This window comes from Halomonas sp. DN3, assembly GCF_024137905.1.
Taxonomy (GTDB): Bacteria; Pseudomonadota; Gammaproteobacteria; order Pseudomonadales; family Halomonadaceae; genus Halomonas; species Halomonas litopenaei.
On record NZ_CP099965.1, the window covers coordinates 1,874,681 to 1,891,430 of the forward strand.

The following is a 16,750-nucleotide window of genomic DNA, read 5'->3' on the forward strand; positions in this document are numbered from 1 at the left end:
CACGTCGTCAGAGTGCTTTCCGTTGCGCTCCTTGTTCCAATTGCTCCAGCGCCTCGGGTCGATAGCGCTCGAGCAGGGCCCATAGCCTTGCCGCGCTGTCGGCGTCTGGCTGGCCATCGAAGTTCGCCGGTCGAAAGTGCAGTTGGAAGGCCCGCAGGGTGGCGCGACTGGCGTCATCCCACACGCCACTGGCTTCGATCCCGTAGCCCCAGGCGGCCAGCGCCCGCTGCCATTCGATCAGCGCCGGTGGTTCACGCTCGAAGCGGCTGCGGTAGTGGGCGACGCGCGGGGCCTCGGGCCAGGCGCCGATGCCGGCCTCGTGAAGCTTGCGCCAGGGAAAGGCCGGCCCCGGGTCGAGCTTGCGCAGCGGTGCCACGTCGGAGTGCGCCAGCACGTGCTCCGGGGCGATTCGGTGACGCTCGATGATATCCCGGGCCAGCGGAATCAAGGCGTTGAGCTGGTCATCGGGGTAGCTTGCCCAGCGCACCGGGCCCTCGGGGGCATCTAGCTCGCTGCCGACCCAGGGGCGATCGGGCCCCTGGTTGACGATCTCGATGCCGATGGAGGTGTCGTTGAGCCCCACGCGATTTCCCCAGCGGCTGGCGCCGGCGTGCCAGGCACGGCGGCTCTCGGGCACCAGCTGGAACACCACCGGGGTGTTCTGCAGGCGTCGCGTGGGCAGCGGCACCAGATAGTGGCTCGATACCCGGGGCCCGGTCAGGGCGCGCAGGGAGTCGGCCTGGTTCTCGTCGGTGTAGTGCAGGATCAGGAAGTGCACGCGGCTATTGTGGCCCCGAGCCGGATGGCGATGGTCCACCACATAGCCGTCGCGCGGCTCCAGGGCGGGGCCCCGCTGGATCAGCGCCTCGGTGGCCAGGCCGCCGGCAAGGTCGCAGCCGGCAAGCCCCAGCAGTGAAACAAGCAGGGTACCGACGATCAGTCCAGGTCTGCGTCGATCGCGGCGATGCCCCGGCGCAGTCACGAAGACCGTGGCGTTTTTCCTTGTCGCCTTCGTTGTCCACCTGGTCATGCACTTTGGCATCCGTTCTGTCATCCGCCTTGGCCTCCGAGCCACAGTCGCACCAGCAGGCCAAGCACCAGGGTGCTGGTGACGCTGGCCAGGGTTCCCAGCAGCACATACTCGGTCAACTTGCGGTCTCGGCTCTCCTTCAGGTCACCAAAACGCAGCACGGACTTGGCCGCCAGCAGAAAGCCGACGGCGGTGAGTTGGTCGAGCAGGGTCAGGGTCAGTACCAGCAGGCGCTCGAGGATGCCGATGCGGGCGCCGGCCCGATCGAGCGTACCGGGTGCCTTGAGTTGTCGAGCCAGGGGGGCCATGGCCAGGGCGATGGCGACCGCCATGGGCCGGGTGACCAGCAGATAGGCGAGCAGCAGGAGCAGCGAGGATGGTGTACTCAGGTGTGCAAGCATCGCTGTCAGTGGCGACAGGCTACCGACGAGCCACAGCCACACCACCACGATGGTCGCGCCGTGCAGGCCCTGGTCGAGCATGAACAGGCCAAGTTGCCGAGTGGGCCAGCGTCGCGTCGCCTTGGCCTTGGCGGCGTCGATCGTCCAGTGGGCGAGCCCCAGCATCATGGCCGCCAAGGTGGCATCGATGCCGTCGTCGATACCGCCGACAGACCGCAAGGCGCACAGCGCAAGCCAGGCAAGCACGGCATGCACCAGAGCATGCAGTGCCAGAGAGGGACTGCGTATGCCGCGGGCCTGTCTATCCGCTACCCAGCGGTCCGGTTGCAGCACGAAGTCGCCAAGCAGGTGCGCCAGCAGCAGGGCCAGTAGAAGCGACAGCGACGACGATGACGCTGGTGCGAGATCCAGGACCAGAGTGTTCATGTGCGCTCCTGCGCCGCCGACGCCAGACAGGCCAGGGTATCGCTCAGCAGTACCCAACGGGCGGTCTTCAGGCGCTTGTGGACACTGGGCTGGCGGATGCCCAGTCGGTCGGCCATCTCGGCCTGGGTCAGCTCGGGCTCGGCCAGGCTGAGGGCCACCACCTGAGCGGAGGGGCTGGACCAGGCGTCGATCATCTCGTCGAGATAGCGTATCAGCAGCGACTCGGCGGTGGTCCCGGACGGGTCGAAGCCAAGGTGAGCGCCATTGGCGGACAGACCGTCCAGGGCCTGCCCTGAGGCCATGAAGGGGGGATCATCGGCGTCGGCCAGGGGGGCGCCCGGGACCCAGCCCGCCGGGCCCCGGGCGACGGCGATACGGGCGTCCCAGCGTTCGTGGGCTGGGCTCTGGCCGATCAGGCTGGCGCGCAATGCCACCGTTGCCTCAAGGCCCCGGTCGCCCTGGCGGATGGCCAGTTGGAAGCCATCGCCACGAAAGCGGTGGAAGTCGCCGTCGTGGCGTCTGGCCAGGGCCCCGAGGGTGTCATCGAGGCAGCGGTAGAGGGCCTCGCGATCACGTTGACGAGAGGCAATCAGGTCGCCGGTGAGTACAGCGATGATGGGATCGGACATGACGCGGATGGCTCCGTGGTGAGCGCGGATAGCGCTAGAGACCTATTACGCCTATTTATAGCTTTTTTCGGCTATTTTCTCACGAAATTGCCTGTTGTGGTTATTGCGGGCGACGGCGAGGTGGTGCCAACTGTCCGGTCCCCCAGCAACACCATGGTCAGCGCGCCAGTTCGCGCATCGCTTCATCCAGTCCCTCCAGCGTCATGGGATACATGCGCTCGTGGATCAGCTCGCGAATCAGCCGGGTCGAAGGAGTGTACTCCCAATAGCGCGGCGGGTTGGGGTTGAGCCAGACCAGCCGTGGGTAGCGCTCGGCCAGGCGCCTGAGCCAGACCCCGCCCGGTTCCTCGTTGAAGTGCTCCACGCTGCCGCCGGGGTGGGTGATCTCGTAGGGCGACATCGACGCATCGCCTACCACCACCACCTGATAGTCGGCACCGTAGGTGCGCATCAACTCCCAGGTCGAGAAGCGCTCCTTGTGGCGTCGGGCGTTGTTGCGCCAGACGCCCTCGTAGAGGCAGTTGTGGAAGTAGAAGTGCTCCAGCTGCTTGAACTCGGAGCGCGCCGCCGAGAACAGCTCCTCGCAGACGCGGATGTGGTCGTCCATGGACCCGCCCACGTCGAGAAACAGCAGCACCTTGACCGCGTTGTGACGCGGCGGGCGCATGCGCAGGTTGAGCAGACCGGCGTCCCGTGCGGTATCGCGGATGGTGGCGTCGATGTCGAATTCCTCGAGCGCCCCCTGGCGGGCGAAGCGACGCAGGCGACGCAGCGCCATCTTGATGTTGCGCGGCCCCAGCGCCTGGTCGTCGTCGTAGTCGCGAAAGCGCCGCTCGTCCCAGACCTTGACCGCACGCCGATGGCGCGAGCCATCCTGGCCGATGCGTACGCCCTCGGGATTGTAGCCGTAGGCGCCGAAGGGGCTGGTGCCGCCGGTGCCGATCCACTTGTTGCCGCCGGCGTGGCGCTCCTTCTGCTCGGCCAGGCGTTGCTTGAAGGTCTCGATCAGCTTTTCAAGCCCACCCAGCGACTGGATCTGAGCTTTCTCCTCGTCGCTGAGCTGACGCTCGAATTCACGGCGTAGCCATTCGTCCGGGATCAACGCATCGATGGCCGCATCGAGGCCTTCCACCGACCCCATCCAGGCGGCAAAGGCGCGATCGAAACGGTCGAAGTGGCGCTCGTCCTTGACCATCACGGTACGCGCCAGCTGGTAGAAGTCGTCGATATCGGCGAATACTACGCCGGCTTCGACGGCGGCGTGCAGATCCAGCAGCTCGCGCAACGAGACGGGCACCTGGTGGCGGCGCAGGGTGTCGAACAGATCGAGAAACATCAGCGACCCTGACGCCGCACCATGAAGGCGAGGCGCTCCAGCAGAGCGGTGTCCTGCTCGTTCTTGACCAGGGCGCCGGCCAGCGGCGGCAGGCTCTTGGCCGGATCACGCTGGCTCAGGGCCTCGCGGGCGACTTCGTCGGCCATCAAAAGCTTCAGCCAGTCGACCAGTTCCGAGGTCGACGGGCGCTTCTTGAGCCCCGGCGCCTCGCGCAGCTCGAAGAACACCTCCAGCGCCTGGCTGACCAGCCGCGGTGCGATATCCGGGAAGTGCACCGCGACGATGCGCTCCATGGTGGCGCGGTCGGGAAACTCGATGTAGTGGAAGAAGCAGCGGCGCAGGAAGGCGTCGGGCAGCTCCTTCTCGTTGTTGGAGGTGATCACCACGATGGGCCGGTGACGGGCGCGAATGGTCTCTCCGGTCTCGTAGACGAAGAACTCCATGCGATCGAGTTCCTGCAGCAGGTCGTTGGGGAACTCGATGTCGGCCTTGTCGATCTCGTCGATCAACAGCACCACCCGTTCGTCGGCGGTGAAGGCTTCCCACAGCTTGCCCGGGCGCAGGTAGTTGGCGACATTGTCGACGCCTTCCACACCGAGCTGGGAGTCGCGCAGGCGGCTGACCGCGTCGTACTCGTAGAGCCCCTGGGCGGCCTTGGTGGTGGACTTGATGTGCCAGGTGACCAGCCGGGTGCCGAGCGAGGCGGCAAGCTCCTCGGCCAGCAAGGTCTTGCCGGTGCCCGGCTCACCCTTGATCAACAGCGGGCGCTTCAGCGTCACCGCGGCATTGACGGCCTGCTTGAGGGCATCCGTGGCGACGTAGGTGGAAGTCGAGTCAAACGCCATGGGCGAGGATCCTGAATAGCGAAGTGGCAACGAAGTGATTTCAAACGAGTGTACGGTAGCCCTGTGGGCGGAACAATCCTCGGCGTCAGTGCTGGGCGTCGTCGTCTCGATACAGGCGAATCAGTGTCGCCGGGTCCTTTTCACCCTCGCCGCGGGCGAGCCGGCTGCGCATCAGCTGGGCGGCCAGGGCCGCCATGGGGGTGGCGCTGGACTGACGATGGCCCTGGGCGGTGGCCATGTCGACGTCCTTGAGCAGGGTGCGCAGGTGCCAGCTCGGCGCCTCGAAGTCGCGACTGGCCATGCGCGGGGTCAGCATGCGAAAGGGCGTCGAGTCGGCGAAGCCACCGGCCAGGGCGTCGGGCAGCCGACTGGCGTCCACTCCGCTGGCCTCGGCCAGCGCCACCATCTCGGCGATGGCGGCGGTGGTACAGCCGACCAGCAGCTGATTGCACAGCTTTGTGACCTGGCCCGAGCCCACCGGTCCCATATGGGTGATACGCGAGGCCAGCGGGGCGAGGACCTCCCTGGCCGCCTCCACGTCCGCCGCGTCGCCACCACACATGATCGCCAGGCTGCCCGCTTCGGCGCCGGCCACGCCGCCGGAGACCGGCGCATCCACCCAGCTGACGCCCGCCTCACTGGCGGCCTGGGCCAGCTCCCGAGTGGCGGCGGGGTCGGCGCTGGTCATGTCGATGATGCGCTGCCCCGGTCGCGCCCGGGCGATGACGCCGTCGCTGCCGAGCATCACCTCGCGCAGCACCTCGGTGTTGGCCACGCAGCTCAGGATCACGTCCACCTCGGCGGTCAGCTCGGTGACGCTGTCGGCCACCCGGGCACCGGTGTCGGCGGCCACCGCCTCGGCCTTGGCCCGGGTGCGGTTATACAGCGTCAACGGATGCCCGGCCTCGGCCAGCCGGCGGCTGAGTGGATCGCCCATCAGGCCGATACCGATAAAGCCGAGGCGAGGCAGCGCAGATGATGTGGTCGAGCGGGGAAGCGGCATGACGAACTCCTGTGCAGGGGCGGGTGGTCGTGACACCCCGGTTGGCCAGTGCCAGGGGGGGGCGTGAGTGGGGGGAAGCGTCTAGCATGCGTCAGTCGGTCGTGCTCCCTCAACTGATAGTGTGGACGCGCCCGGACGCGCGACCTAGTCTGGGGATTCACCCCATGCCCCCATCGGGGCGTCTGGCGTGTTCCTTTATTCGACACTCCATCTTTATCCAGGCCAAGACCGCGATGCTCGAGTACTCCCTGGCCCACTGGGTCACGTTTCTGTCGGCGGCGCTGCTGCTCAACCTTTCCCCGGGGCCGGACATGGCCTACGTGCTGGGCCAGACCGCACGCCATGGCCGCCGTGGCGGCTTTGCCGCCATGTTCGGGGTATGGAGCGGGGCGGGGCTGCACGTCGTCATGGCGGCGCTGGGTCTGTCGGCGATCCTCGCCACGTCGGCGCTGGCCTTCAGTCTGGTGAAGTGGCTGGGTGCCGCCTATCTGGTGTGGCTGGGGCTCAAGTCGCTGCTGGCGCGGGGGACAGAGGACGACGCCGCAGCGCCTGTGGTGCCTGCCAGCGGCACCCGCATCTATCGCCAGGGAATCATGATCTCGCTGTTCAATCCCAAGGTCGCGATCTTCTTTCTGGCCTTCCTGCCCCAGTTCGTGGTGGACGGGGCAGGGCCGGTCAGCCTGCAGCTGGCGCTGCACGGGCTGGCCATCATCCTGGTGGCGGCCGTGGTCGAGCCTCCGCTGGTGATCGCCGGGGCCAGGCTGGCCAAGGCCCTGCGCGGCAGTCGCAGGCTTGGGCTATGGTGTGAACGAGGGCTGGGTGCCTTGTTCGTGGGATTGGGCGCGAGGCTTGCCCTGACCGAGCGTAACCTCTAGCCGGGAACCGGGAGGCGACACCATGCGCCTGAGAATACTGTCCGACCTGCACCTGGAACACTTCGACGGAGATCGCGAGCTACCGGAGATCGAAGCCGACGCGGTCATCCTGGCCGGGGACATTCACCTCGGGCTCAAGGGGCTCGAGTGGGCGGCCAGGCGCTTTGCGGATCAGCCGGTGATCTATGTGCCGGGCAATCACGAATTCTACAAGCACCGCATGGGCGCCCTGCGCCGGGAGATGGCCACACGGGCCGGGGAGCTTGGCATTCACCTGCTCGACAACGCACGGCTGGAACTCGGCGGCGTGCGCTTTCTGGGTACGACACTGTGGACCGACTTCGCGCTCTACGATGAGCGTCCCGACCCGCAGGACATTCCCACCGAGACGCTGTCCGCGGCACTGCGACAGATGCCCGACTTCGCGATCATCGAAGAACCCGAAGGTGAGGTCTTCTCGCCGGAACGCAGCGTCGAGCTGCACCGCGAGAACCGGGCCTGGCTGGAGGCCGAGCTCGCCAGGCCGTTTGACGGTGCCACGGTGGTGGTCAGCCACCACGCCCCCCTGGCCGAGTGCATTCCCGCCCACTATCAGGGCGACCCGCTGTCGCCGGCCTTCGCCTCGCGCCTCGAGTCGCTGATGGAGGGCGTGGCGCTGTGGGTCCACGGCCATGTCCACGACCCGGTGATGCTGACGGTGGGGGACACCCGGGTGGTGGCCGTGCCCGGCGGCTATCCCGGCGAGCGCCCCGAGGATGACCTGCGCCTGGATCGTGTGGTCGAGGTCGAGAGCATGGCGTCGGAATCCCGGCAGGCCTGAACTAGCCGCCCTGGAGCTGTTCCTTGAGCTTGTTGGGCAGCTTCTTGATGATCAGCCGGTCGCGCTCTTCGTCGTACTCGATGCTGTTGCCGAGCAGATGGGAGTCGAAGCTGATCGAGACGCCCTCGGCGCGGCCGGTGAAGCGGCGGAACTGGTTCAGGGTGCGCTTGTCCGGCGGAATCTCCGGCGACAGCCCGTAGTCGGCGTTGCGGATGTGCTCGTAGAAGGCCCGCGGCTTGTCGTCGTCCACCAGCGCGGACAGCTCGTCCAGGGTCATGGCCTCACCACGGCTGGCCTGATCCTGGGCGTAGTCGATCAGCGCGTCGGTCTTCTCGCGGGAGGTCTCCTCGGCCATGTCCTCGCGCTCCACGTAATCGCTGAACGCCTTGAGCAGGGTGCGGGTCTCGCTCTTGGGGTCGACCCCTTCGCTGGCGCCGAGCAGCGCCTGCAGGTCGTCCGCCAGCTTGCGCGCACCACGGTCGGCCAGCAGTGACAGATACTGGCTCGACGGGCCGCCTTCCTGCCATTGGGTCAGGTTGAGGCGAAAGGCCAGCGACATCTGGCTGTGGTTGACCTGACCGGTAATGGCGACGCGGCCGTCGTCACCGATGACGAAGCCGTCACGATGGTGCACCAGCGCCAGAAACAGGTGGCGGGTTTCGCCCTGGCGCTGGTCGGCGAGGATCAGGTGCCCACCGGTGGGCAGGTGGTCGTCGACCAGTGTCTTGATCGCTTCACCCAGAGACGCCGCGAGCGTCTGCAGGTCGCGTTCGTCCTGAAGGTAGGCCTTGAACTCGGCCGGGAAGCGGCTGGACGTGGCGACCGGGCCGGTGGGTTCAGCCGCGGCGTCGTCCCAAGGCGGGGTATCATCAGCCGGGGGCTCGTCAACAGCGGCATCGCTGGCGCCCACAGCGTCCTGCTCGACCTCGCTCACCGCGACAGTATGCTCATTGAGCCGTCCCCAGCGCTTGGCCTTGCCGTGGTAGGCATCGGTCAGGCGGGTGACCAGGCTGTCCAGGGCGTCACTGTCGGGATGCAGTTCGCTTGCGGGCACAAGGGTTGCCGGACTGTCGCTGGCGCTCTTGTCGAGGCGCTGGATGACACAGGCGGATATCGGCATGGGGACCTCGTGGGCAGGGGGGCGGCGGCAGATGATAACGCAATTGGGAACCACTGCATAAATTGCTGCGCTCGACATCTCGGCCGCCGGCGGTGTTCAAGCTTCTCATTTAACTGTATGTAAAATCGAAACTTTCCGCTCCGGCGGCAGCTGACCTCTCTTCGCTCGCGACATTTCTTCAGCGCTTCCCTTGCTCCGTTGGGTCGAAAGGGTCCCTGGATTCAGGGCTTGAGTCGATAGCCGCTTCTGAAGATGGCGTGGATCACCACCAGGGCCACGGCCATGAACAACAGGATCATGCCCAGGCTGATCCACACGCTGACGTCACCGAGCCCGTAGAAGCTGTAGCGAAAGCCCGACACCAGATAGACCACCGGATTGAACAGGGTCACCGTCTGCCATAGCGGTGGCAGCATGTCGATGGAGTAGAAGGTGCCGCCGAGGAAGGTCAGCGGGGTGATCACCAGCAGGGGCACCAGCTGGAGCTTCTCGAAGCCGTCGGCCCAGATACCGATGATGAAGCCGAGCAGGCTGAAGGTCAGGGCGGTGAGCACCAGAAACAGCAGCATCATCAGTGGATGCTCGATGGTAAAGGGCACAAACAGGCTGGCGGTACCCAGCACGATAAGCCCCAGGACGATCGACTTGGTGGCGGCGGCGCCGACAAAGCCCAGCACGATCTCCAGCGGCGAGATCGGCGCCGACAGGATTTCGTAGACGGAGCCGGAGAAGCGCGGAAAGAAGATCCCGAAAGAGGCGTTGGAGACGCTCTGGGTCAGCAGCATCAGCATGATCAAGCCAGGCACGATAAAGGCCCCGTAGGGAATGCCCTCGACCTCACTGATGCGTGACCCGATGGCCGAGCCGAACACCACGAAGTACAGCGAGGTCGACAGCACCGGAGAGACCACGCTCTGCAGGATGGTGCGCAGGCTGCGGGCCATTTCGGCCCGATACAGCGTCTTGACCGAGGTGAGGTTCATGTCCGTTCCTTGACCAGATTGACGAAGATCTCTTCCAGCGAGCTCTGACGGGTGTGCAGGTCCTTGAAGGTGATGCCGGCGGCGTCGACGTCGCCCAGCAGGTCGGCGATGGCGCCTTCGCCGTCGTCGGCACCGTCGTAGCGATAGACCAGGGCGTGGCCGTCATCGGCCAGGGTCAGGCTGCGGTGGGCAAGCGCCTCGGGCAACTGGGAGAGCGGTTCGCGCAGGTGCAGGGTAAGCTCCTTGCGCCCCAGGCTCGCCATCAGTGTCTGCTTGTCCTCGACCAGCACCAGTTCGCCTGCGCGAATCACGCCGATGCGCTCGGCCATTTCCTCGGCTTCTTCGATGTAGTGGGTGGTGAGGATGATGGTGACGCCGCTCTGCCTGAGTCCACGTACCACCCCCCACATGTCGCGCCTCAGTTCGACGTCGACCCCGGCGGTGGGTTCGTCGAGAAACAGCACCTGGGGCTCGTGGGCCAGCGCCTTGGCGATCAGTACTCGTCGTTTCATGCCGCCGGACAGGGTGATCAGGCGATTCTTGCGTTTCTCCCACAGGCTCAGCTGGCGCAGTACCTTCTCGATATGCGCCGGGTCCTTCGGCTTGCCGAACAGGCCGCGGCTGAAGGAGACGGTATCCCAGACGGTGGAGAAGGCCTCGCTGGTCAACTCCTGGGGCACCAGCCCGATGCGCGAGCGGGCGGCGCGGAAGTCGTCGAGGATGTCATGGCCATCGACCAGCACACGCCCGGAGGACGGATTGACCAGGCCGCAGATGACGCTGATGAGGGTGGTCTTGCCGGCGCCGTTGGGTCCGAGCAGGGCGAAGATCTCGCCGCGACGAATCTCAAGATCGATGCCCTTGAGCGCCTCGAAACCGCCGTTGTAGACCTTGGTCAGTCCCTTGACGTCGATGATCGGGGCGCTCATGTCTGGGCCCCTTCGGCGGCAGGTACAGGCCGCCCGGGTGCGACCCGGGCGGATAGAGATGCTGAGGGATGCGGGCGAGGCATGGAGACGTCCTTATCGATTGACCCCGCCCATCCTAGCGCGACCGCTCTGATCTGCACACAGTCGGGCGCCGTCCCGGCGCGTCTCAGTCGCGTGGGGTGACGTTGGTCATCCGCGGCAGCACGTCGGGACTGTGGCGGCTGACGCGATGGAGCACTGCCATTACCACATGGCCGAGAGCGAGGGCGAACAGGGCCCAGCCCAGCCAGCCATGGAGCAGGTTGGCGGGGGCCTCCATCCAGGCGATCTCGTCTCCTTCGAAGCCGGCCATCAGTTCGATGCCGAAAGGCGAGAAGGCGCGGCCGGAGCCGTACTGGCGAAGGAGCGCGATGGAGGGGATGAGAATCAGCAGTCCATAGAGCGCGACATGGCCAAGGTGCGACGCCAGGTTGACCCGTGCCGGGCGACGCCGCTGGTTGATCAGCGCCCAGCTCACGCGTAGCAGCATCAGTACCAGAATCGTCAATCCCACGGGCTTGTGGCTGCCCCACAGCAGTTCATCCAGCCAGGAGTCCTCAAACAGGAACCTGGCGCTGGCGGTAACGAGCTGCCACACCACCAGCGCGGCGATGGCCCAATGGAAGAAACGGCTGATGCTGCCGTAACGGTCGGGAGTGTCGGTGATCGGCATAGGGGTGTCCTCATCATCGGATTACAGATAGCGTCGCGGTCCATGGGTTCTTGTTTTTTGCCTAGGCTAACCCAGCCCAGCGGCCCAGACGGGTGAATTCTCCCAAGGGAGTGTGCAAGAACCGGCAATCAAGCGTGGAACACACCGTTCGACGATGTGCGTTGGACAGACTGGTGTAAGGAAGGCCGCCGTAGCGCTACTCAAGGATTCCCAATTCGACGGCGTCTTCGGCAAGAGGATTGATCCATGGCTCGAGTGTCCCCCCTGGCGTATAAAAAAAATGTGGCTGAAGCAATGGCAAGCAGAGCAATCGCAAGCGGTGCTATGGCAAGCGGTACTATGGCAAGCAGTGCATTGGCCAGCAGTGCAATGGCAAGTCAGCCAATGGCGAGCAGGGCAGTGGCGCTGGCGCAGTCACCCTGGCGTTCGCTGGTGCTGCTGGGGCTCGGCCTGGCGCTGATGGTCGCGGTCTCGCCCCGAGCGTCGGCGCAGGCGGGCGAGCAGGTGACACCGAGCGTGTCCCAGAACATCATGCAGCAGAAGTGGGTGTCCGATGACTCGAATCTGATCTCGACCATGGTGCTGGTCACTCTGGACCCGGGGGCCAGCCTGCCGCCTCACCGTCACGCAGGGCCGGCCTACGTCAAGGTGGCCACCGGCGAGGTGATCTCGCAGCTCGAAGGCGGGGAAGAAGAACGCTTTGGCCCCGGAGACGAATGGCGAGAACCCGAGGGCGTGCGCCACGTACAGCTGGTCAATGCCAGCGACGACACACCGGCGGAACTGATCGTGGTGATGATCCACACCCGGGGCGACCCCCTGACCCGGGTGGAATGACCCTGTCAGTGTCGCTCTGATAGCGTCGCTCTGACGGTATCGCTCTGACGGTATCGCTCTGATAGCCCCGCTCGGATCGTGCCCTGCGGATTATTCGACACGCCGACACGACAACGCCGCGATCTCTCGCGGCGTTGTCGTTGCTACCCAGGCGGGTCTGAGGCTCGGTCGAAAGGTCGCCAGGCGTAGGCGCCTTTCTGGCAAGCCTAGCCGCGGCTGGTGACTTCCAGCAGATGATAACCAAACTGGGTCTTCACCGGGCCCTGCACCTTGTTGAGGTCGGCGGAGAAGACGACCTCGTCGAACTCACGCACCATCTGGCCGGGGCCGAAGCTGCCCAGGTCGCCGCCCTGGCGGCCGGACGGGCAGGAGGAGTGCTCGCGGGCAACCTCGGCAAAATCACGACCGTTCTCGATCTCGGTCTTGAGGGTTTGGCACTTTTCTTCGCTGTCGACGAGGATGTGGCGGGCGGTGGCCTGGACCATGGGATACTCCTGAAAAATGGTAACTGTTGCAGGTGGCGATCGGCGAGCTTAGCACGCCGAGACGCAGCGGGCATCATGGCGCAAACGGCATAATTTTGCAGTCTGGGCTAGGCTGAACGGCGGTGTATCCATGCCCCTTTCGACGACCTCGCACAGGAATGACGCCATGACCGCTATCTACACGACCGATCCCGCCCGCCTTGCAGGACTGCTGGCCCGCCATTGGTGGGTGCTCGCGCTGCGTGGCGTAGCCGCCATCGTGTTCGGCCTGCTGGCCTGGTTTCAGCCGGGCGCGACCATAGCGGTACTGATTCTGCTGTTCGGCGGCTACGCCATCGTCGATGGGGTGCTGGGTATCGTCACAGCCCTGGCCGGACGGCGCCAGAATGACCACTGGTTGTGGCTGCTGCTGTGGGGGCTCTCGAGTGTCGCGATCGGTATCGTGACCTTCGTCGCACCCGGGGTTACCGCCATGGTGCTGCTGATGTTCATCGCCATCTGGGCGATCATCACCGGTGTCGCTCAGATCGTGACCGCCATACGCCTGCGCCGCGAGATGCGAGGAGAGTGGTTGCTGGGTCTCGCCGGCGCGGCCTCGATATTGTTTGGCGTTGTGCTGATTGCCACCCCGGGAGCGGGCGCACTGGCGATGCTCTGGTTGATCGCGCTCTATGCGATACTGTTTGGCGCCTTGCTGCTGTGGCTGTCATTTCGGGTGCGGTCGCTGGGCAGGACAGCCGTCGATTCTGAGACGGATCAGGCCGGGAAGAGCGTGTGAGTGTTGTGCTGGCACTATCCGTGTCGCTACCACGCAGGCCAGTGGTGAGATCAGACGAGGGTCGGGACCTGCAGCATGGGCGGTCGAATGTCAGAATGTCGATGGGCCAGAGAGACGGTGCCAGCAAGATGGAAGCAGTGAGACGAAGGATGTTCGAGGGCGAGCGAATTCTGGTCAGCGCTTGCCTGCTCGGGGATCCGGTGCGATATGACGCCGGGCACAAGTGGCTCGGCGACGAGCGTTTGGCCCAATGGCGTGACCAGGGACGGCTGGTGCCGGTGTGCCCCGAGGTGGCGGGAGGCCTGCCCACACCGCGGCCCGCGGCGGAGATCGCAGGAGGCAGCGGCGCTCAGGTGCTGGCAGGCGAACTCAGGATCGTCGACATCGACGGCGGTGATCCCACCGAGGCCTTTGTGGCGGGCGCCAGGCGAGCGCTTGCCACCGCCAGGCGCTACCACTGCCGGTTGGCGCTGTTGACCGATGCCAGTCCGTCCTGTGGCAGCACCCAGGTGTACGATGGTCGCTTCAGTGGCAGCAGGATCGCCGGTGAAGGCGTGACCGCCGCGCTGTTGCGCGATGCCGGCATCGAGGTCTTCGCCCCGCATCAGCTAGAGGAATTGGCTCGCCGTCTGGATGAGCTGGATACCGACCGGCGGCGTTGAACGCCGGAGCGCTATTCTTGAGGCAGCTGCTCCTGCTCTTGTTGCTGCTCATGTTGCTGCTTTTGTTGCAGTTCTGGTCGCTGGTGTTGTCGAGTCCCCTCACCTCGCTCGACGTCCAGAGCGGGTTCCACGATCGGGAAACTCACCGTTAGCGTCTGGCGCTGGTGATCGCGCGTCACCGTGATGCTGGCCTGGGTGCCTGGCAGTACGCGAGGCACCAGTGCCTTGAGCTGGTAGGGATGCGCGATGTCACGCCCGGCAAAGCTCAGGATGCGGTCGCCGACGCGCAGTCCCGCAGCCTCGGCGGGGCTGTTCGGTATCACCTCGGTCACCACCAGGCCCGGTCGGTCCTCGCTTGATTCGACACCTACCCCGAGTGGCGGCCCCTCGTTGTGCTTGTCTTCGCGTACCACAAAGGCGGCGTCGGCAAGTCCCGCTTCGGCCTCGCAGGCGTCGTCGGCAGACAGCGGCAAGAGGCTCGCGACATCGGCGATACCCAGGCTCTCGAGCTGTGCCTCGATTCCCTCGCCGTGGCTGGCGTGACCCATTCCCACCAGGCCCACCACCAGGTGGCCATCTTCGACCAGGGCGGCGAGCCTCTGAGCCATGGCCATGTCCCACACCTGCTGGGCGTAGACGAAACCGTCGATCATGTCGTCGCCGAAGCCTTGGCCAAAGCCTTCGCCAGCAAGTTCCAGGGCGTGTTCCTCGAGACTCGCCTCGAGCCGTTCACGGTAGGACGGCATGGCCGGTACGGGTTCGGGAATGCCGTGGCGTTGTGCCGGCGGCAGTGTGGAGACGCCATCCTCGACCAGCCGTTGGCGCAGCTCAGGGGTGACGTTCAGTGCCTTCAGCGGCAGCGCCTGGTCCCGGGCAAAGCGCAGCACCGGCAGGTACAGCTCGGGGTCGAAGCCCCAGTAGCGGTACCACTGGCTCTGCTCGAGCAGGGCGGCCTCATCGATGTCACCGGCGATCCAGGCGTCCAGTGCCGGTTGGCTTTCCCTCGGCAGCATCTCTAGGCCAATGGCCAGATTCGGATGATGGGCGTGCAGGGCGGCCAGGCTTGCCAGCTGGAAACGATGGTGCTCGGGACGATCGTGCTGTTCACCCAGCAGAACCACCTGCTGGCGGGCGAGCATCGGCCAGCCCATCGCCGGAGCCGTATGGGCGCGAGCGTCACCGGGCGCGATCCAGTCGCCGGGCGCTAGGCCAGCGCCTGTTGCAGTGCTGGTGCAGGATGCCTGGGCATCGAGGCCGAGCACCAACAGCATCGCCAGAGTAGCCAGCCTCGGCATCGCCCATCGGCGCGGGAGAGAGCAGTGGTGTGACGGTCGAAATCGCAGAAGGGGCATGAGCGGGGCCAGTGTATCGAGCGTGAATCCAGCGTGAATCAAGAGAGAACCAAGAGTGAACCAAGAGCGGAACCAGCGCAGCTTCGGACCGGAGCGAAGTCGAAACCAGACCGAAGCGAGAGTCGAAAAGGTTCAGGCTAGCCGCCCCGGCGCCGACGATCCAGTGTGGCCTGCCCATCGCTTGATCGATGTCCCGCCTGCGGCCTGCTGGTACCATGACGCACGCCGTCCACTGTCCATCGCCCAACACCTACCTTTAGCCACCATGATCTTCGCGACTGCATGAACACTCCCTTGCCCCACGCCGAGCGCCTCGAGGCCTTGACCCGGTTGCTTGCCGACTGGCACTGGCTCTGGTCGCCGGCGCCCTTTACCCATGCCGGGGCTCCCTGGCCCGAGCGGGCGCCCGCCGCTGATATCGCCGCCTGCCTGCAGGCGCTGGATGATGATCGGTGTCAGCGCTTGCAGCAACGCCCCTTCGATGGCTCGCCGCTGGCCGCCTGGCTACCGGTGGATGAACTGGCGCGCCTGGTCAGGGTTCCCGATGGAGCGCCGCCGATCCAGGCGCCCGAGGCGTGGGCGGCCCACGTGGGAGGTCGCAAGTGGCAGCAGATGCTGGCCTTTGCGCCCCAGGTGGCGGTCGGCCAGGGGCAGCGGCTTGTGGAGTGGTGTGCCGGCAAGGGACATCTTTCGCGTCTGCTGGCGCGGCGACACGACGGCTCCATTTGCGCGCTGGAGTGGCAGCCGGCGCTGTGCGAAAGCGGCCAGGCGCTGGCCGAGCGGCAGGGACTGGAGGTGACGCTGGTCGAGCAGGACGTGATGGCGCCCAGCGTGAGCCGACACCTCGGTGACGCCGATCGGGTGGTGGCGCTGCATGCCTGTGGCGATCTTCACGTGCGCCTGCTGGAGCTGGCACGTGAACAGAAGGTGGCGATCAGTCTGGCTCCCTGCTGCTACCAGCGCACCCGTGACAAGATCTATCGCCCCCTGTCGCGTCAGGCGCAGCAACAGGCAGAGCGCCATGGTCTGTCGCTGGATCGAGAGGCGCTGGCGCTGTCGGTGCAGGAGACCGTGACCGCCAGCCTGGGAGAGCGACGCAAGCGTGAACAGGCGAACGCCTGGCGACTGGGTTTCGATGCTCTTCAGCGCCGGCTGCGCGGAGTCGACGACTATCTGGCGGTGCCGAGTCTGGCCTACGGCAGGATGCCGGAGCGCTTCGAGGACTTCTGTCGTTGGGCCGCCCGGGAGAAGGGACTGACCGTGCCCGACGGGATCGACTGGGACGCCTATCGACGTCGTGGCGAAGCGTGCCTTCAGCGGGTCAATCGACTCGAGCTGGTGCGCCATTTGTTTCGCCGGCCGCTGGAGGTGTGGCTGGTGCTGGACCGGGCCCTGTGGCTCGAGGAGGCCGGCTTCGAGGTCAGTCTGAGCCAGTTCTGCCCGCGCGCGCTTACCCCGCGTAATCTTGCCCTGGTGGCGCAACCGACGTAAGGCCGCGAGATCACCAGCCGGTCGCGACGTTCCCGC

18 protein-coding genes are annotated in these 16,750 nt (G+C 65.9%); 6 read left to right on the forward strand and 12 right to left on the reverse strand.

Features of this window, described 5'->3' with window-relative positions:
• Positions 1 to 7 precede the first annotated feature (7 nt).
• The 6 genes from NKF27_RS08325 to NKF27_RS08350 form a co-directional block, all read right to left on the reverse strand.
• A complete protein-coding gene (locus NKF27_RS08325) occupies positions 8 to 1,030 on the reverse strand; it encodes an N-acetylmuramoyl-L-alanine amidase (RefSeq protein WP_253556027.1) in 1,023 nt (340 codons plus the stop codon).
• Positions 1,031 to 1,050: 20 nt separating this feature from the next.
• Complete coding sequence (locus NKF27_RS08330; RefSeq protein ID WP_253556028.1) at positions 1,051 to 1,857, reverse strand: DUF3307 domain-containing protein; 807 nt, start codon at positions 1,855 to 1,857, stop codon at positions 1,051 to 1,053.
• A complete protein-coding gene (locus tag NKF27_RS08335) occupies positions 1,854 to 2,486 on the reverse strand; it encodes a hypothetical protein (RefSeq protein WP_253556030.1) in 633 nt (210 codons plus the stop codon). Before NKF27_RS08335 ends, NKF27_RS08330 begins: the two co-directional genes overlap by 4 nt.
• A 157-nt stretch (positions 2,487 to 2,643) precedes the next feature.
• Positions 2,644 to 3,822, reverse strand: coding sequence for a VWA domain-containing protein (locus NKF27_RS08340; RefSeq protein WP_253556032.1), 1,179 nt, complete (start codon positions 3,820 to 3,822; stop codon positions 2,644 to 2,646).
• Positions 3,822 to 4,667, reverse strand: a complete 846-nt coding sequence (locus tag NKF27_RS08345) for a MoxR family ATPase (protein WP_108132724.1) — start codon at positions 4,665 to 4,667, stop codon at positions 3,822 to 3,824. The genes NKF27_RS08340 and NKF27_RS08345 overlap by 1 nt, the downstream gene beginning before the upstream one ends.
• An 85-nt stretch (positions 4,668 to 4,752) precedes the next feature.
• Positions 4,753 to 5,670, reverse strand: a complete 918-nt coding sequence (locus NKF27_RS08350; protein ID WP_253556033.1) for an NAD(P)-dependent oxidoreductase — start codon at positions 5,668 to 5,670, stop codon at positions 4,753 to 4,755.
• Positions 5,671 to 5,834: 164 nt separating this feature from the next.
• Between NKF27_RS08350 and NKF27_RS08355 the strand changes: the two genes are divergently transcribed.
• Complete coding sequence (locus tag NKF27_RS08355; RefSeq protein WP_367399258.1) at positions 5,835 to 6,545, forward strand: LysE family translocator; 711 nt, start codon at positions 5,835 to 5,837, stop codon at positions 6,543 to 6,545.
• A gap of 22 nt (positions 6,546 to 6,567) precedes the next feature.
• Positions 6,568 to 7,365 (forward strand): metallophosphoesterase, encoded by a 798-nt coding sequence (locus NKF27_RS08360; protein ID WP_253556035.1) that lies wholly within the window; start codon positions 6,568 to 6,570, stop codon positions 7,363 to 7,365.
• A gap of 1 nt (position 7,366) precedes the next feature.
• On the opposite strand, the gene NKF27_RS08365 is transcribed toward NKF27_RS08360, so the two are convergent.
• The 4 genes from NKF27_RS08365 to NKF27_RS08380 form a co-directional block, all read right to left on the reverse strand.
• Positions 7,367 to 8,485, reverse strand: coding sequence for a nucleoid-associated protein (locus tag NKF27_RS08365; RefSeq protein WP_253556037.1), 1,119 nt, complete (start codon positions 8,483 to 8,485; stop codon positions 7,367 to 7,369).
• 221 nt (positions 8,486 to 8,706) lie between these two features.
• Positions 8,707 to 9,468 (reverse strand): ABC transporter permease, encoded by a 762-nt coding sequence (locus NKF27_RS08370; RefSeq protein ID WP_108132729.1) that lies wholly within the window; start codon positions 9,466 to 9,468, stop codon positions 8,707 to 8,709.
• The gene (locus tag NKF27_RS08375) at positions 9,465 to 10,397 is read right to left on the reverse strand and encodes an ABC transporter ATP-binding protein (protein WP_253556039.1); all 933 of its coding nucleotides are present in this window, start codon (positions 10,395 to 10,397) and stop codon (positions 9,465 to 9,467) included. Before NKF27_RS08375 ends, NKF27_RS08370 begins: the two co-directional genes overlap by 4 nt.
• Before the next feature lie 166 nt (positions 10,398 to 10,563).
• Positions 10,564 to 11,109, reverse strand: coding sequence for a cytochrome b (locus tag NKF27_RS08380; protein WP_045994270.1), 546 nt, complete (start codon positions 11,107 to 11,109; stop codon positions 10,564 to 10,566).
• Positions 11,110 to 11,493: 384 nt separating this feature from the next.
• On the opposite strand from NKF27_RS08380, the gene NKF27_RS08385 reads away from it, so the two are divergent.
• Positions 11,494 to 11,946, forward strand: a complete 453-nt coding sequence (locus NKF27_RS08385; protein WP_253556040.1) for a cupin domain-containing protein — start codon at positions 11,494 to 11,496, stop codon at positions 11,944 to 11,946.
• A gap of 206 nt (positions 11,947 to 12,152) precedes the next feature.
• On the opposite strand, the gene NKF27_RS08390 is transcribed toward NKF27_RS08385, so the two are convergent.
• Complete coding sequence (locus NKF27_RS08390) at positions 12,153 to 12,431, reverse strand: peptidylprolyl isomerase (RefSeq protein WP_045994272.1); 279 nt, start codon at positions 12,429 to 12,431, stop codon at positions 12,153 to 12,155.
• A gap of 166 nt (positions 12,432 to 12,597) precedes the next feature.
• Between NKF27_RS08390 and NKF27_RS08395 the strand changes: the two genes are divergently transcribed.
• Both NKF27_RS08395 and NKF27_RS08400 read left to right on the forward strand, forming a co-directional pair.
• Positions 12,598 to 13,209, forward strand: a complete 612-nt coding sequence (locus NKF27_RS08395; RefSeq protein ID WP_253556041.1) for an HdeD family acid-resistance protein — start codon at positions 12,598 to 12,600, stop codon at positions 13,207 to 13,209.
• A gap of 128 nt (positions 13,210 to 13,337) precedes the next feature.
• The gene (locus NKF27_RS08400; protein WP_253556042.1) at positions 13,338 to 13,871 is read left to right on the forward strand and encodes a DUF523 domain-containing protein; all 534 of its coding nucleotides are present in this window, start codon (positions 13,338 to 13,340) and stop codon (positions 13,869 to 13,871) included.
• An 11-nt stretch (positions 13,872 to 13,882) separates the two neighbouring features.
• Here the strand turns inward: NKF27_RS08400 and NKF27_RS08405 are convergent, their stop codons facing one another.
• Entirely contained in the window at positions 13,883 to 15,166 is a 1,284-nt protein-coding gene (locus tag NKF27_RS08405) for a ChaN family lipoprotein (protein ID WP_253556043.1), read from the reverse strand.
• Between the two features lie 339 nt (positions 15,167 to 15,505).
• Here NKF27_RS08405 and NKF27_RS08410 point away from each other — a divergent pair, with 339 nt between their 5' ends.
• Entirely contained in the window at positions 15,506 to 16,714 is a 1,209-nt protein-coding gene (locus tag NKF27_RS08410; RefSeq protein WP_253556044.1) for a methyltransferase, read from the forward strand.
• Positions 16,715 to 16,750: the final 36 nt, after the last annotated feature.